The 14901-nt window shown below is 41.2% G+C and carries 15 protein-coding genes and 4 pseudogenes; 14 read left to right on the forward strand and 5 right to left on the reverse strand.

Going from position 1 to position 14901, the window contains the following annotated elements; genetic code table 11:
- Positions 1 to 145: 145 nt before the first annotated feature.
- Positions 146 to 394: pseudogene (locus HGR01_RS23915) on the reverse strand (ISAs1 family transposase); the annotation flags it as partial.
- Positions 393 to 554: pseudogene (locus tag HGR01_RS23920) on the reverse strand (transposase family protein); the annotation flags it as partial. The pseudogenes HGR01_RS23920 and HGR01_RS23915, both read right to left, overlap by 2 nt.
- 518 nt (positions 555 to 1072) lie before the next feature.
- Here HGR01_RS23920 and HGR01_RS23925 point away from each other — a divergent pair.
- Complete coding sequence (locus HGR01_RS23925; RefSeq protein WP_228045463.1) at positions 1073 to 1432, forward strand: BREX-1 system adenine-specific DNA-methyltransferase PglX; 360 nt, start codon at positions 1073 to 1075, stop codon at positions 1430 to 1432.
- A 100-nt stretch (positions 1433 to 1532) separates the two neighbouring features.
- Here the strand turns inward: HGR01_RS23925 and HGR01_RS23930 are convergent.
- The 3 genes and pseudogenes from HGR01_RS23930 to HGR01_RS23940 all read right to left on the reverse strand — a co-directional run.
- Positions 1533 to 1793: pseudogene (locus HGR01_RS23930) on the reverse strand (DUF4351 domain-containing protein); the annotation flags it as partial.
- The gene (locus HGR01_RS23935) at positions 1794 to 2672 is read right to left on the reverse strand and encodes an Rpn family recombination-promoting nuclease/putative transposase (RefSeq protein WP_045871119.1); all 879 of its coding nucleotides are present in this window, start codon (positions 2670 to 2672) and stop codon (positions 1794 to 1796) included.
- A gap of 35 nt (positions 2673 to 2707) precedes the next feature.
- Positions 2708 to 3538 (reverse strand): DUF2887 domain-containing protein, encoded by an 831-nt coding sequence (locus HGR01_RS23940; RefSeq protein ID WP_045871349.1) that lies wholly within the window; start codon positions 3536 to 3538, stop codon positions 2708 to 2710.
- On the opposite strand from HGR01_RS23940, the gene pglZ reads away from it, so the two are divergent.
- From pglZ to HGR01_RS24005, 13 genes and pseudogenes are all read left to right on the forward strand, one after another.
- Positions 3469 to 4833, forward strand: coding sequence for a BREX-1 system phosphatase PglZ type A (pglZ, locus tag HGR01_RS23945; RefSeq protein WP_235623067.1), 1365 nt, complete (start codon positions 3469 to 3471; stop codon positions 4831 to 4833). The genes HGR01_RS23940 and pglZ overlap by 70 nt on opposite strands.
- Positions 4834 to 4893: 60 nt before the next feature.
- Positions 4894 to 5664 (forward strand): annotated as a pseudogene (locus tag HGR01_RS23950) (BREX system Lon protease-like protein BrxL); the annotation flags it as partial.
- 302 nt (positions 5665 to 5966) lie between these two features.
- Entirely contained in the window at positions 5967 to 6299 is a 333-nt protein-coding gene (locus HGR01_RS23955; protein WP_155539314.1) for a hypothetical protein, read from the forward strand.
- A gap of 103 nt (positions 6300 to 6402) precedes the next feature.
- Positions 6403 to 6741, forward strand: a complete 339-nt coding sequence (locus tag HGR01_RS23960; RefSeq protein ID WP_045871120.1) for a type II toxin-antitoxin system HicB family antitoxin — start codon at positions 6403 to 6405, stop codon at positions 6739 to 6741.
- A gap of 30 nt (positions 6742 to 6771) precedes the next feature.
- A complete protein-coding gene (locus HGR01_RS23965) occupies positions 6772 to 7215 on the forward strand; it encodes a type II toxin-antitoxin system VapC family toxin (protein WP_045871121.1) in 444 nt (147 codons plus the stop codon).
- Between the two features lie 168 nt (positions 7216 to 7383).
- Positions 7384 to 8283, forward strand: coding sequence for an NmrA/HSCARG family protein (locus HGR01_RS23970; protein WP_045871122.1), 900 nt, complete (start codon positions 7384 to 7386; stop codon positions 8281 to 8283).
- A gap of 796 nt (positions 8284 to 9079) precedes the next feature.
- A complete protein-coding gene (gene sugE, locus HGR01_RS23975; protein ID WP_045871123.1) occupies positions 9080 to 9394 on the forward strand; it encodes a quaternary ammonium compound efflux SMR transporter SugE in 315 nt (104 codons plus the stop codon).
- Between the two features lie 270 nt (positions 9395 to 9664).
- Entirely contained in the window at positions 9665 to 10141 is a 477-nt protein-coding gene (locus HGR01_RS23980) for a DUF2656 domain-containing protein (RefSeq protein ID WP_045871124.1), read from the forward strand.
- Between the two features lie 130 nt (positions 10142 to 10271).
- Positions 10272 to 11003: an ankyrin repeat domain-containing protein gene (locus HGR01_RS23985; protein ID WP_045871125.1), complete on the forward strand. Its 732-nt coding sequence runs from the start codon at positions 10272 to 10274 to the stop codon at positions 11001 to 11003.
- 403 nt (positions 11004 to 11406) lie between these two features.
- Positions 11407 to 12267: a phycobilisome linker polypeptide gene (locus tag HGR01_RS23990; RefSeq protein ID WP_045871126.1), complete on the forward strand. Its 861-nt coding sequence runs from the start codon at positions 11407 to 11409 to the stop codon at positions 12265 to 12267.
- A gap of 40 nt (positions 12268 to 12307) precedes the next feature.
- The gene (locus HGR01_RS23995; RefSeq protein ID WP_045871127.1) at positions 12308 to 13057 is read left to right on the forward strand and encodes a phycobilisome rod-core linker polypeptide; all 750 of its coding nucleotides are present in this window, start codon (positions 12308 to 12310) and stop codon (positions 13055 to 13057) included.
- Between the two features lie 303 nt (positions 13058 to 13360).
- A complete protein-coding gene (locus HGR01_RS24000; RefSeq protein WP_045871128.1) occupies positions 13361 to 14119 on the forward strand; it encodes a phycobilisome rod-core linker polypeptide in 759 nt (252 codons plus the stop codon).
- A gap of 167 nt (positions 14120 to 14286) precedes the next feature.
- Positions 14287 to 14835, forward strand: a complete 549-nt coding sequence (locus tag HGR01_RS24005; protein ID WP_228045461.1) for a phycobiliprotein lyase — start codon at positions 14287 to 14289, stop codon at positions 14833 to 14835.
- Positions 14836 to 14901: the final 66 nt, after the last annotated feature.

The raw sequence follows: 14901 nt of genomic DNA on the forward strand, positions 1-14901 counted from the left end.
GAAAAATATGAATTAGCTTATCTGAAGCTGAATAATTATTTATTAATACTAAAACAACTCAAAATTCAAGTTTATAAAGGTATGTTTATTTGGAAAATAATGAGATTTATCCTAAAGATTTAAATTCAATTTCTGATAGATTAGTTTATGCTAATGCTAAAACTCTTAATAAATAATTGTTATCCAACCCAGCGAGAAACTGTTTATTTTTTATTCCCCGTTTGACACGCTTCTCTTGACCTAAAAGATTGACTGCAATATGTCTAAGAATTGCAAAATTCTGTGGAGCATTATCTTTTCTAATCCGACAGTCATCTTCTCTCAAAGCAACATCCAAGATCCAATGCAATGAATTCTCAATTCCCCAATGACTGCGAATAGAACTACCAACAACCATAAGTTTCTATTGCTACCCAACCATCTGCTCCACAAATCACCGCACATACAGCAATGGTCATAATATCGATTAACTTGTGTCTTTTGGTACGATCTATGCGTGGATCTTCTATTACACTGAAGTGGTCAGCAATTGTGATTTTGGGCTTAAGCTTCATTCCACTATCATCTGGTTCTTTTTGTTTAACGCAATATTGAATTTACTACAAAAACGAACCCGTATTGCTTGGCAGCTGTCGGCTGCCACAAACCCCCCCTACAACGATTATCATTCTTATTCAGTTTCATGCTTAATTCTCTGAAAGTACTGTGTGGTGCAGTGTAGGGGAATCCCACTTTGATTATCGATTTTTAATATTTAGATGCGTTCGCCCTAACATACACTGCAGATATCGATGCCATCATCCCCATCACCGACAGAGCATACTTTGACGACGATATAGTCACCCGTTTCGTTGAATTTATCCGCATCGCATACAGTCCCGAAACCCTCACCGAAAACCTCGAATTTATCGCCAACGCACTCACATTAAAAAACGACGAAACACCCCTAGAACGCATTCGTCGCTACTTCCTCCAAGACTTTATTTCCGACCACATTCAAACCTACAAAAAACGCCCTATCTATTGGCTATTTACAAGCGGCAAAAAACGCGCTTTTGGAGCTTTTATATATTTGCACAGATACAACGAAGACACCCTCGCCCGCATCCGCACCGATTATGTTTTGGAACTACAAGTAAAAATAGATGGCGAAATTGCCCGTACCCAGCAACAATTGGAAACTGCATCCTCCACCGTTGCCAAAAAAACAGCTACAAAACGCTTGAAAGAACTACAAGAACAACAATTAGAATTACGAGATTATCAAGCCAAACTGCAACATTTAGCCGATGCCAGAATAAAATTAGATTTAGATGATGGAGTTGCTTATAACTACACCCAATTCAAAGGTTTAGTATATGAAGGTGCAGATTTAAAAATGGCAGATTTAGAAAAAGCATCCCAATGGAAAAGGGATTTGTTAAGAGGTTAAGCGCTTAATTTGTGTACAATAAGCAGGCAGGATGCCTGCACCACAATAATTTAAGATTTTTATTTATACAGTTTAACTGCGGATTAGCTGAAAACAGAATTCATAATTGATTAAACCAAGCATCCAAATCAGCCATACTGGTAAAATCAAGCAATGCTTCTCCCAGATTTTCCAACTGTTCGAGGGAGAGAGCTTCAACTTGTTGACTTACATCTTGCGGTAATTCTCCTACCCTTCTAGCTAATAAACGCAGAACAAGGGATTTTTCTCCTTCCTCTCGTCCCTCTTCCTTGATTTCCCGATAAACCCGTGTTTCTCTAAGCGTAATTCCTAACATTTCTTCTACCTCCCGTTGGCTTTTTTAAGCTTTAAGTGCTGCCAACCAAGCATCCAAATCAGCCATACTGGTAAAATCAAGCAATGCTTCCCCTAGATTTTCCAACTGTTCGAGGGAGAGAGATTCAACTTGTTGACGGACATCTTGCGGTAATTCCCCCACCCTTCTAGCTAATAAACGCAGAACAAGGGATTTCTCTCCTTCTTCTCGTCCTTCTTCTCTTCCTTCCTCCCGTCCTTCCTCTCGTCCCTCTTCCTTGATTTCCCGATAAACCCGTGTTTCTCTGAGCGTAATTCCTAACATTTCTTCTACCTCCCGTTGGCTTTTATTTTCAAACTTGTACACCATGATTGTCGTCAGTAACTCTATTATGGCGCGATTTTCTGGCTGCGGTGCTTCCTGTTGACTTCTGGTAAGCAAATACCTGGCTTCTTCGGTTGCTTGCTCATCTTCAATTGTAGTCAACACCATCAATGCTACCCACAAGGGTAAAGAGCGAATATCCCCCAACTCATCCAAATATATGCGATTTACCTGGGGGCTGTTAAGCTGACTGAGATAAGGACGAATATCACTTTGCTCAAGATTACGGGATGGATAAATTATCACTATTTGCAGATTACTAAATCTATCCCGATTACGGTAGAAATATAACCAAGATTCGGCAAAAACCCTTTCATAGAGTCTTTCATCCTTTTGAAACTGTACCTCGCAGAAATAGACTACACCGGGATTTGAACTTTCGGGAGGTAAAAATACACCATCGATTTCAAACTTTGGTTCTTTAACTGCTACCGAATCGAATCGATATTCACCTGCATTAGCTGGTGGATTAGTCAATAGCTCAAATAGTAAAGTTGGCGATTGTTGAAATAGTTTATAGAAAATTGAGTCTCGACGCATGAAGGATTTTATCGGAAGATTGCACCTTCTCGATTTTAAGCTTTAAGTGCTGCCAACCAAGCCTGCAAATCAGCCATACTGGTAAAATCAAGCAATGCTTCCCCCAGATTTTCCAACTGTTCGAGGGAGAGAGATTCAACTTGTTGACTCACTTCTTGGGGTAATTCTCCTACCCTTTTGGCTAATTGACGTAAAACCAGGGATTTTTCCCCTTCTTCCTTGATTTCCCGATAAACCCGTGTTTCTCTAAGTGTAATTCCCAGCATCTCTTCTACCTCTCGTTGGCTTTTATTTTCAAACTTGTACACCATGATTGTTGTCAATAACTCTATTATGGTGCGATTTTCTGGCTGAGGTGCTTCCTGCTGACTCCTGGTAAGCAAATACCTGGCTTCTTCCGTTGCTTGCTCATCTTCAATTGTAGTCAACACCATCAACGCTACCCATACGGGTAAAGAGCGAATATCACCCAATTCATCCAAATATATGCGAGTTACTTGCTCTCCATTGAGTAAACTACGATAGGGATGAATTTCGGCTTGTTCGGTGCTGCGAGATGGATAAATTATCACCATCTGTAAATCACTAAATCTGTTACGGTTGCGATAGAAATATAAATGGGATTCTGCAAATACCCGCTCATAAAGCTTTTCATCGAGTTGAAACTGTACTTCGCAGAAGTAAACAACCCCAGGATTTTGACTTTCTGGAGGTAAAAATACCCCATCGATTTCAAATTTTGGTTCTTTGACAGCTACCGAATCGAATCTATATTCACCTGCATTCGCTGGCGGATTTGTCAATAGTTCAAACAGTAAACTTGGCGATTGTTGAAAAAGTTTATAGAAAATCGTATCTCGACGCATGGAGGAGGTTATGGGAAGACTGGTCAGATTCTCTCGGTGAAAAATGGGAAGTAACAGGTGTTCCATCTCAAACTAGATTTTACCGCGAAAATGTTTTACCAATATTCGATCGCAGCGACAGAGAAAAGGCTTTTGTAATTATTTCCGATGCATTACGCTACGAAGTTGCCAAGGAACTCGAAGAAGTCATTAAAAAAGAATTACGGGGTGACGCAAATCTAAATGCACAATTAGGTGTTTTACCCAGCGTTACCCGTTTGGGAATGGCAGCATTATTACCAGGGGTAAAGTTAGAATTAGTACCTAAAAATGGTGATGTCAAAGTAGATGGAATGAGTACAAAAGGTTCCTTAACTCGACAAAAATTGCTGATTCAAAATAGTAAAGTTGAAGCAACAGTAATTGATGCTGGTGATTTATTAGCAATGACAAGCGAAGAAGGACGAAATGCTATTTCATCCTACCGCTTGGTATACATTTATCATAATGTCATCGATGCTATTGGTGACAAACCAGCCAGCGAACGTCAAGTATTTACAGCTTGTGATGATGCAATTCAAGAAATTGTCCGCTTAGTCAAAAAAATCTGTAATTCTCTTAACGGCACTAATTTATTTATTACCAGCGACCACGGATTTTTATATCAACGTCGTCCTGTCCAAGAAGCCGAAAAGCGCCCCATTCCTAACAGCGAAGTAATTTTAGAAAGTAAACGTCGCTACCTATTAACCTCAGAAATAATACCAGAACCCAGTTTATTAAACTTTTCTCTACCCTATGCAGAAAAAACCTTTGCTGTGATTCCTCGCGGCACATTACGCTTTGGCATCCAGGGTGCAGGTTCCCAATTTGTCCACGGTGGGGCATCTCTGCAAGAAATTTGTGTACCCATAATTACCTATCACCACAAACGAGCCGCAAAAGATGATGAAGGATTAGCCCGAAAAGTTAACGTGCAAGTGAGTGTTAGAGAAAGAAGAGTAACGAATAATCGCTTTAGCTTGACACTGGTACAAGCAGATGCAGTGAAAGGAAGATGGCGATCGCGTCAAATAACAGTAGCTTTATATCATACCGATAGCAATACACCCATCACCGATGTCAAAAAAATCGAATTGAGCAGTAGCAGTCCCCACCCCAGCGAAAGAGAAAATACCGTCCGTCTGACGATCGCAACTTCCAACCCTCCTACCCGTGCCTTATTAATTATCCGCGATGCTGATGATGATAGCGAATTAGTACGGGAAGATTGGACTATTAGCTTGAGTATTGCTAACGATTTTGGCGATTTTTGATAATTTTTGATAATTTTTGATAAAACAACTCAAGTACCTCAACACCTGTATCGCTTCCTTATGGATGACCTCAACCACAAACTCAACAATATTTATTCTGGAAAGGTGGTACGCAAAGACCTAACCAAGCGGATTAAAGAAGGTGCCAACGTACCCGTGTACGTTCTGGAATACCTACTGGGAATGTACTGTGCTACAGATGATGAAGTGACGATCGAGGAAGGTGTTACCCGTGTTAAAAACATCCTCGCCCGTTTAATCCCCCTATGCGAAAATAATTACAATTGTTGCGAATTAGGTCCCCGTTCCACTGGAAAATCCCACGTTTACAAAGAAGTTTCCCCAAACTCGATTTTGGTTTCCGGTGGTAAAACCACAGTAGCCAACCTGTTTTACAATATGTCCACCCGTCGCATCGGTTTGGTGGGTTTATTCGATGTCGTCGCTTTCGATGAAGTTGCTGGTATTAGCTTCCACGATAACGATGGCGTACAAATCATGAAAGATTACATGGCTTCCGGTTCCTTCGCACGGGGAAAAGCCGAAATTACAGCTACCGCTTCAATGGTATTTGTAGGCAATATTAACCAAAGCGTTGAATCCTTGGTGAGAACCTCCCACCTACTGGCACCTTTCCCGGAAACAATGATCGATACGGCATTTTTTGACCGCTTTCACGCATATATTCCCGGTTGGGAAATTCCCAAATTTAGCCCAGAAAACTTTACCAATCAGTACGGCTTTATTGTCGATTATTTAGCCGAGTGGTTGCGGGAAATGCGTAAACGCAGCTTTGCCGATGCTATCGATCGCTACTTTCGACTAGGTAATAGAGCAGCATAGGTTGTTTCGGTCATAGGGAAAAACGAAGATCGGAAATAGAGCTTCAAACACACAAATACTAACTTTGCACTATTTGTGGAAAAGTATCCAGTATTTCCTTCAGGAAATATATCTATGTCGAAGAAGAATCCCCGCACGTGGGCGGAGAGTGTCAATTTATTGATAAGGCGATCGCCTATCTTGAAATAAGCAAGACTTTTACACCACAAGCTGTTGACCACATTATCATTTCGGATAATGTCGCTTTCCTATAGCTTGCGATACTCGATATTGCTTCTTTCCGACACCAAATGCCAAGCCCGATTTGTCAGATTATGGGTATCAATCCAGCCTTTGGTGCTGGAAATACTTTGTCTTCCCTCGTCACACCTTCGGGCTTAATGGATTGTAACAGCCCTGCTAGATTCGGATTTATGGGAAAAGACCGCTTTTTCGGCGTTTTTAAACCATTTTTACAAACTAAGCCATTTTATGACTCCACCATAGTCGGCTCAAATCGAATTGTCCGGAAATCATCTGTGATATGCTTCCACTGCAAAGCCACGATTCCGGGGCGATCGCACGTTTTTTATCCGACCTCACCAAATCGCGTTGCTCCCACAAGCATCTTTGTTGTAATCTGACATGAAAGCATTGCTGTAGCTGCCATTTGCGCTCAATGATTTGCTGCAGAATTGACCAAACAAATAGTTTATTATGAAAACATATGGATGTAAGTAAAAAGATATGGTTAGCTTTAACTCTTTGATCAATGCTTCATATGATAGCTATAATGCGCTAATTGAAAAAAATCAAGATGGTACATTTAGCGCCACCCTCATAGGTTTATCAGATTGTAAAAGTATAGGTCAAACGGAAAACGAAGCCATAGAAAAGTTACAAGATATGTTACAAGCGCGTTTGAGTAATTCAAAACTTGTTACTCTACAAATACAATCTCTTAAAACTGAAAATCCTTGGATAAAGGTAGCAGGGATGTATAAAGATAATCCTCTTTTTGATGAAGTGTTAGCTGAAATAGAAGCCGAACGCCAAATAATTAGTGCAGAACAGGAAAAAGATTAGAATCAAATTAATATATAGGATTCAAATCAAGTGACATTTGTATGGGTGCTAGATACAGACCATTTATCACTTCTCCAAAGGGGACATCCACTTCTACAACAGCGGATTAATCAAATAAATCCTGAAAATCTAGCCATTACAGTTGTCACACTAGAAGAGCAAATGAAAGGATGGCTAAATGTCATTAATAAACATAATGATAAATCTCCACAATCGGAAAATTTAATTATGGCTTACAAAGGGTTAAGGGATTGTATTGAATACCTTAACAAGCTCAGAGTTTTAGATTTTGATCGGTCTGCTTACAATTATTATCGAGAATTAATTAACCAAAAAGTTCGGATCGGCACAAGAGATTTACGTATTGCAGCTATCACATTGTCTATAAATGGTATTTTAGTAACACGCAATAGTAAAGATTTTGCCAAAGTTCCTAATTTACAACTAGAAGATTGGACAATTATGACATTCTGAGCTTGAAATAAAAGTTCCTACCGCCGTTTTTTGAAATCTATTAGTTCTATTAATATCTGCCATTATGTGTACAGCAATTACTGACTCAAGATTGAACACTAAATCTTGAATATTTGCTACAACTTCTACATCAGGCATATTTTTCAAATAGTAACTTTAGGTAAAAGAATGTCCGATAAAATTTTGCTCATCGGCGTTACTGGTGGAACTGGTGGAAATGTCGTCAAAGGCTTTCTCGAACAGGGTATAACAAACCTGTGTGCCATTACTAGGAAAATTGACCTTAACCGTCCTTCTCTAGCAAAATTGCATGATGCGGGAGTGGAGTTAGTAGAAGCTAACCTAGATAATGCAGACTCCCTCACCGCCGCTTTTACAGGAGTTGCTGCTGTTTACTGTCACGCCACATCTGGAGATAGTAGCAAAGCCAATCCTCAAGAAGTGGAAAGAGCAAAACAAGTTGCACAAGCAGCAAAACAAGCTAATATCCAACATTTTGTTTATAATTCCGCAGGTGGGGCGGAAAGAAATTCTGGTATTCCCCATATCGAGCAAAAATATCAAGTTGAGCAAATTCTCAAAGCTGCTGGTTTACCCACGACCATGTTACGCGCTTGCTTATTTATGGAGGAGTTTTGGAAAAAATACACGCGTCCTTCTATCCTTAAAGGCATTTTCCCTTTTTCCATTCAGCCTGACAAACCGCTACATTTAATTACTACTAAAGATATGGGGCGTGTAGCAGCCTATGTAATTCAACATCCTGCTCAATATATTGGGCGAGAATTTGAGTTAGCTGGTGATGTGCTAACACCCAAACAAATGGCTGAGGCTTTCTCGCAAGCGCAAGGAATAAAAGTTATCCATAAAGAAACACCCGCTTGGATTTTCTTGTTACTTTGGCAAAAAGAACTATTCAATTTAATTCAGTGGTATCGCCAAAAAGGTTATCAAGCTGATGTTCAGCAATTAAGGAAAGAATTTCCCGGTATTTTGACTACATTTAGCGAATTCCTAGCAGAAACTCATTGGAACAATCCAGAGCTTACCTATGAAAATTTATGGTAATGTAAACCGCTAATTTTGTAGGCAAAGCTTAAATAATACCAATTAAAATCATATTCGCAACACATAAATTCTCTGTAGGGGCACGGCACTAGTAAGATTATTGTATATACCAGAAGATTATGGATGCCGTGCCCTTACGATGCCGTGCTATTCCCTGTTATCTTAAATGGATTATAACCTGAGACTTGTTTACCCTTTTGCTGTTCTAAGCCTTCTGATAGTGTATTCTCTACAACACCACAACATAAACTTAAAGTTGCAAATTATCTCTATGCTGATGATTAGCGATCGCAGCGCACTTCTTACTAAGAACTATCCAAAATTTAGCAAGATATTCAAAGCGGAAGTCAAAAGTCAAAAGTCAAAAGTCAAAAGTATTTATATATCTGGGCTTTTGACTGTTTGAAACGGTAGCTTTATTTACGCCGTGTTGTACTAGTTACTTAACAAAAAAACAGAACAATATTTTTGGAGGGGGTTTGGGGGACGCAACCGTCAACCAATCGGGGGTTTGGGGGAGAATCCCCCAATTTATCTGGCTTCTTTAAGAAGTAACAAATCAATCGCTAATGAGCTTAACTGAACTGTATTGCTATATATAATGAGTCCTTTGAGATGATAATTACGAGTCGGGGTTACTTTAGTCTTGATTGACTAAAAAATAGCTGCTAAAAACTTGAGTTTAGGATAACAGAAAATATTCTTCCTTATGAAAGACAGGCTGATTACCTCTTCCCTGTAATAATTCAAGCAGAATAGAGTTGTGTCCTCATTTGGGTGCGTAAGGAAAAAAACAATGGCTTGGATTTACCTTCTGATTGCTGGTTTGCTAGAGATGGGATGGGCAATCGGTTTGAAGTATACACAAGGATTTACCAAGCTGGCTCCTAGCGTCGTTACCGTTGCTTGTATGATACTGAGTTTTGTATTGCTATCAAAAGCACTCCGCACTTTACCAGTGGGTACTGCTTATGCAATTTGGACTGGTATCGGAGCAGTGGGTACGGCTTTGCTGGGTGTAGTGCTGTTTGGAGAACCTGCTGAGATGAAGCGCTTTTTCTGCATTGGCTTAATTGTTGCAGGTTTGTTGGGGCTGAGGCTTGTTTCTTAACGGTGCAAATTTGAGATTTTGGGTTCAGCGCTCATTTAACATTATTTTGTCTATTCATTAAGTATTACAGTTAGGCAATTTTCTGTAATCACCTTAACGTTACTAAACTTAACGAATCTTCTTTAAGTAATTAACCCTACTATGGTTAGAAAATAGGAATGGCTTGAGTGTTCTACCAACCTCCCCAGAGCAAGATGTAATACCCATCCTCAAAACTAGCTGCTAAGGCTCAAGTCACTCAAACCCTAGCTGTAATTATGCTGAACCCAAATGTTGAATCAATTTCAAGGGCGAATGCTACTCTCTCATAACTTTGATGTTAGTCCTGACACAGTACAAGCCCTCAGTCGGGAAGAATTTGCTGAAGTATTTAAATCAAGCTTGAGTGTCTATGAACAACTACAATGCAGGTTGGTGAATCATCCTCATTGGACTGTAGAAATTTTGTTCCCTACCAATGAATTTTCGCCGCAGCAAGTTGGCGAACTCTGTGCTAAGGCTTTAGCAGAAAAACGGCGATCGCAACAATTAAGTGCAGAAACTATTCCACAAATTCTGATTTTAGGTGGTATCAAAACAACTCCCCCTACTAGCGATTCTCCTGATGCTCTGCAACCAGGAAACTGGGGTGTGGATGTGGTAGAAACTCCCTCTGGTGAAGCATTTTTGCAGAAAATAGCTTGGGATAACACTATTGCCCAGAAACCCGCAGACAGTGTATTTAAAGTTGAAATAAAGACAGCTTGAGAAAGTAATTCGTAATTCGTAATTCGTAATTAAAATTAGTACAAACAACCTACCGAGCCAAGATGAATGGTGCTTCTGGAACTGCACAATCAGGTAACGTTGTAACTAAGTATTACGAATTACTTAAACAATGGCTTCTCTCAACGAAGATTTGATCCGCGCGATCGTTAAAGGTGACACTGCTGCTGTCAAAAGCTTACTAGCCCAGGGCGCAGATGCTAATACTACCGGGGGCGTTACAGCTTTGGGAGCCAGTAATACAGCATTGATGTGGGCAGCTACAGAGGGTTATTTCGATATCGTAGAATTACTGCTGGCTCATAATGCTGATGTGAATGTGAAAAATCCCGCAGGCTACACAGCTTTAATGTTCGCTGCAGAAAGCGATCGCTCTCAAATTGTTTCTCTGCTGCTCGATAGTGGTGCTGATATAGGCGATGCCTTCTGGCAAGACGCTTTGCGTCTACGCAACTCCTATGAAGAGACTGTATTAATGACAATGGCGCGGCGTGGTCAAACAGATATTGTGCAACGTCTAGTCAAGATGGGTGCTGAGTTAAATGCCACTAATAAAATCGGTGACACAGCATTATACTTAGCAGCAGACAATGGGCATACCTATACAGTCAAAGCATTAATTGAACTGGGTGCTGAGGTCAATACTGCCAACATCGGTGGTTGGACTCCTCTGATGATGGCAGCAGCCAGAGGCGATTTAGAAACTATGACGATTTTATTAGCAAATGGCGCAGACTTCCGTCCCAAGAATCGCTGGGATGCAACAGCATTGAGTGAAGCCCGTAATTCATTTAGATCTGCTCAAGCAGTAGATTTATTAATCAAAGCAGGGGCGACGGAGTGAAGTGGGGATTGGGGACTGGGGATGAGGAGGATGAGGGGGATGAGGAGGATGAGGGGGATGAGGGGAAATAACCATTACCCATTCCCCATTCCCCATTACCCAATTTCCCATGCCCATTACAAATAGTTTGTGCAAATTGAGTGCAAAATTCTCTCATTTCATCAAGATTTACAAATCTTGATGTACATCTTTCCGCGCTCATAAGAAAATGATCATAACAAAGCGTATAAAACGCCTAAAACCTTGAGCATCTAGGAAATCACAGCTTTCATGCTTATGGAAGCTGGTAATTTGGGTTGCAACAAATCAATCCAAAGAATTGATGAGCCTGGATGAGCAATCTGAAATTTATTTACAAATCGAAACAAATTTCTTAAACTTTCGTTAACAGGAGAAACAATTAATGCCATTTGGACCAGCTTCACGCTTGGGAGTCAGCCTATTTGATGAAACTCCTCCCGTTGAGTGGGTACCAGGTCGCTCACAAGAAGAAGCAGAAACAATCATTCGGGCAATCTATCGGCAAGTATTAGGTAATGCCTATGTGATGGAAAGTGAGCGGCTTGCTGTGCCTGAATCCCAGTTTAAGCGGGGTGAGTTGAGCGTCCGCGAGTTTGTCAGAGCAGTGGCTAAATCTGAACTATATCGTTCTCGCTTTTTCACCAGTTGTGCGCGCTACCGAGCCATTGAACTCAACTTCCGCCATCTATTGGGTCGTCCACCACTAGATTTAGAAGAAATGCGCTCCCACAGCACAATCCTTGATACTCAAGGGTTTGAAGCTGAGATTGATTCTTATATCGATGGTGATGAGTATCAGTCTACTTTTGGCGAGAACATTGTACCTTACATCCGAGGCTATAAAACCGAAGCGCTTCAGAGCATGGTGCAATTTACTCATACCTTCCAACTGGTACGAGGTGCTTCTAGCAGCAGCCTGAAGGGTGACTTATCTGGCAAGGCTCCTAAGCTGAATGCATTAGTGATTCAAAGCACACCAACAGCAGTAATTTCACCTGCTAGCGCTGGAGCAACCTTCTCGACACCACCTACTGGTGCCCGTACCCGTCTTGGAGTCGATGCTAGTGCTGGTGGCAAAGTTTACCGCATTGAAGTTACAGGTTATCGTGCCAAAACCTTCAATAATATTTCCAAGTTTCGCCGTTCCAATCAAGTCTTTCTGGTGCCCTACGAAAAGCTCTCTCAAGAGTATCAACGGATTCACCAGCAAGGCGGCGTGATCGCAAGTATCACTCCTGTATAAATTAGGTGCAAACTTAAAAAATTGAGGAGCAGAAATTTTAATGGCATCCCAGACAATTCTTGAACTTTGGCCCTCTAGTAGCTTAGAAGAAGTTCAAACTATTATCCGTGCAGTTTACAAACAGGTTTTAGGCAACCCTCATGTTATGGAGAGTGAGCGGTTGGTGACAGCAGAATCACAATTATGCGATCGCTCCATCACCGTGCGGGAATTTGTCCGCAGCGTTGCCAAGTCTGATTTTTATCGCAACCGCTACTTCCAATCCTGCGCTCCCTACCGATTTGTAGAACTTAACTTCTTACATTTGCTTGGTCGCGCACCCCAGGATCAAAGAGAAGTTTCCGAACACATCGTTCGTACTGTAGCTGAAGGCTACGATGCTGAAATTGACTCCTATATCGATAGTAGTGAATATGAAGCAGCCTTTGGTGAAAACGTAGTGCCTTACTATCGTGGTAGAAGTAGCGAAGCCAACTCCAAGCAAGTAGGCTTCAACCGCATATTTGCCCTTGATCGCGGCCCTGCCCAAATTGATAGTGCAGTTAAATCGGCTCAATTGGTCTATGCTGTTGCTACTAACAGCGCCAACGCGATCAAAGCCTCTTCATCCACAGTCATTGGCTCTGGAACTGAAAAACGATTCAAAATCTTGGTGCAAGGTTCCAAATTCGACAGTCCCCGACGCATCAGTACCACTGAGTACATTGTTCCAGCTAGTAAGATGACTCCCCAAATTCAGCGGATTAATCGTACTTCTGGCAAAATCGTCAGCATTACTGAAATTGTCTAACCTTTAACAGGGTGGGCATTAATACTTGTCTGTTCTAAATGTTGAACCGATTAGTATTAACAACTCGTAATTCGTAGTTACTAATTCGTAATTACGTTACGGATAGGGATTTAGCTCCCACCTGTAACGGCATGATTTTATAGAAGTCGGAGACTCAAACCCTCAGCTTAATTACGAATTACGAATTACGAATTACGAATTAGTAATTTAGGTTGAGACATTGCCCGCCCCAGATCATTCACTTTTTTAATTTGTAATTTTTCAAAAACACCCACAAAAATCCTAAATTTAGGAGGCATAGATATGGCACTTTGGATAGAAACCGAGTCCGTTGAATTACGCCCCAACGCCACTGAAGAGGATCTACAAGCAACGATCAGAGCCGTATATCGCCAAGTTTTGGGCAATGCTCATATATTTGAAAATCAACGGCTGACCAATGCTGAGTCGCAATTGCGGAACGGTGATATTACTGTTGCTGGTTTCGTTAGAGCTGTGGCTCAATCAGACCTATACCGTTCATTGTTTTTTGAAACTTCTTCTCCCTATCGTTTTATCGAATTGAACTTCAAACATTTGCTCGGTCGCGCCCCCCAAGATCAGGCGGAAATTGCAGAACACGTGCAAATTTACAACACCCAAGGTTACGCAGCAGAAATCAACTCCTACATTGATAGTGATGAATATATCAGGAGTTTTGGCGACAATATTGTGCCCTCTGCTCGTGGTAATCGTACCCAAGCCGGGATTAAAAATGTCGGTTTTAACCGTACCTTCGCGTTAATGCGGGGATTTGCTGCTAACGATCTAGGTAAATCGGCAAAATTGATTAGCGATATTGGCTCTAATCTCGCCACCAAAATTGTTGCCCCTGCTGCTGGTTCCGGTGCTGTTAGCAATACAGGTAAGAGGTTCCGGATCTCTGTCTCCAAAGCCAATTTTGGTGCTAGGGTGACTAAGAGCGTAGCCACCTTTGAAGTGGGATACAACCAGCTAGCCCAGAAAATTCAAAGTATCCAGAAAACAGGAGGCAAGATTATTAGTATTGCGGAAATAGCTTAACGCTACCAATGGAGAAGTTCCTCACCAGCTATGGCAATACGGTTCAGATAAGCTTCTGTTTCTCCCCCTGCGTCCACTGCCTACCCCACTAAATGTCCTTAACTGAACTGTATAAGTCTTTAGGGGTCAATTGGAACCTTCTCCTATCCCAAAGCAAATAGCTAAAAATGGAAACCAAAGTGTTGATGAATATTACAAAGTTTGTGGCAAATTCTATAGGGCATTGGCGATCGCAACGTAGTGCCCATCATTTAGCATTTGGTCACTTTGAAGCTGTACAGTCTGAGATAGATATCATTGCTCTTCCAGATGACGATCCAGCAGTGATTGACTTATGTAAAAGCTATAATATCGACCCTCAAACTGTGGTTTCCCCATTTCGCATGACTTGGGAAGGCCAATCAGATTGGGATGATAGTGAAATCAAAGGCACCTGTGTCCTCGTTCCCATCCCCGATCCAGATAGTCCCCATCGCGGTAAACTCCTGCGCGATCAAGGCTATGCAGAAACAATCGCCGCAGCTGGCGATTATTACTTTACGGAAGACGGCACATTTGTGTTAGTCACCGCTTACGAGCGCGCCGCTGCTGAAGAAAAAATCTGGTTTGTTAACCCCAATGTTCGTTGTCGGGTTTCCTTAATTAAAACTAGTGCCGGTTCAGGAGTTGTTACTGCCTCATTTTCTTCAGAAATTCGCCAGGATATTCAGAATTAAACTATATCTGACAATATTTCAAGTCATATAGATACAAACTCAGAGCGTGCAGTCTATATATAAACG

The sequence above is a fragment of the Tolypothrix sp. PCC 7712 genome (genome assembly GCF_025860405.1).
Taxonomy (GTDB): domain Bacteria; phylum Cyanobacteriota; class Cyanobacteriia; order Cyanobacteriales; family Nostocaceae; genus Aulosira; species Aulosira diplosiphon.

What these genes read in the sequence shown, in the direction of transcription:
- sugE (WP_045871123.1), top strand. Translation starts at nt 9,080, where the DNA reads ATGGCTTGGATTTACCTTCTGATTGCTGGTTTGCTAGAGATGGGATGG.
- HGR01_RS23970 (WP_045871122.1), top strand. Translation starts at nt 7,384, where the DNA reads ATGTCCGATAAAATTTTGCTCATCGGCGTTACTGGTGGAACTGGTGGA.
- HGR01_RS23960 (WP_045871120.1), top strand. Translation starts at nt 6,403, where the DNA reads ATGGTTAGCTTTAACTCTTTGATCAATGCTTCATATGATAGCTATAAT.
- HGR01_RS23935 (WP_045871119.1), bottom strand. Translation starts at nt 2,672, where the DNA reads ATGCGTCGAGACTCAATTTTCTATAAACTATTTCAACAATCGCCAACT.
- HGR01_RS23985 (WP_045871125.1), top strand. Translation starts at nt 10,272, where the DNA reads ATGGCTTCTCTCAACGAAGATTTGATCCGCGCGATCGTTAAAGGTGAC.
- HGR01_RS23980 (WP_045871124.1), top strand. Translation starts at nt 9,665, where the DNA reads ATGTTGAATCAATTTCAAGGGCGAATGCTACTCTCTCATAACTTTGAT.
- HGR01_RS23955 (WP_155539314.1), top strand. Translation starts at nt 5,967, where the DNA reads ATGCCAAGCCCGATTTGTCAGATTATGGGTATCAATCCAGCCTTTGGT.
- HGR01_RS23940 (WP_045871349.1), bottom strand. Translation starts at nt 3,538, where the DNA reads ATGCGTCGAGATACGATTTTCTATAAACTTTTTCAACAATCGCCAAGT.
- HGR01_RS23990 (WP_045871126.1), top strand. Translation starts at nt 11,407, where the DNA reads ATGCCATTTGGACCAGCTTCACGCTTGGGAGTCAGCCTATTTGATGAA.
- HGR01_RS23995 (WP_045871127.1), top strand. Translation starts at nt 12,308, where the DNA reads ATGGCATCCCAGACAATTCTTGAACTTTGGCCCTCTAGTAGCTTAGAA.
- HGR01_RS24005 (WP_228045461.1), top strand. Translation starts at nt 14,287, where the DNA reads ATGGAAACCAAAGTGTTGATGAATATTACAAAGTTTGTGGCAAATTCT.
- HGR01_RS24000 (WP_045871128.1), top strand. Translation starts at nt 13,361, where the DNA reads ATGGCACTTTGGATAGAAACCGAGTCCGTTGAATTACGCCCCAACGCC.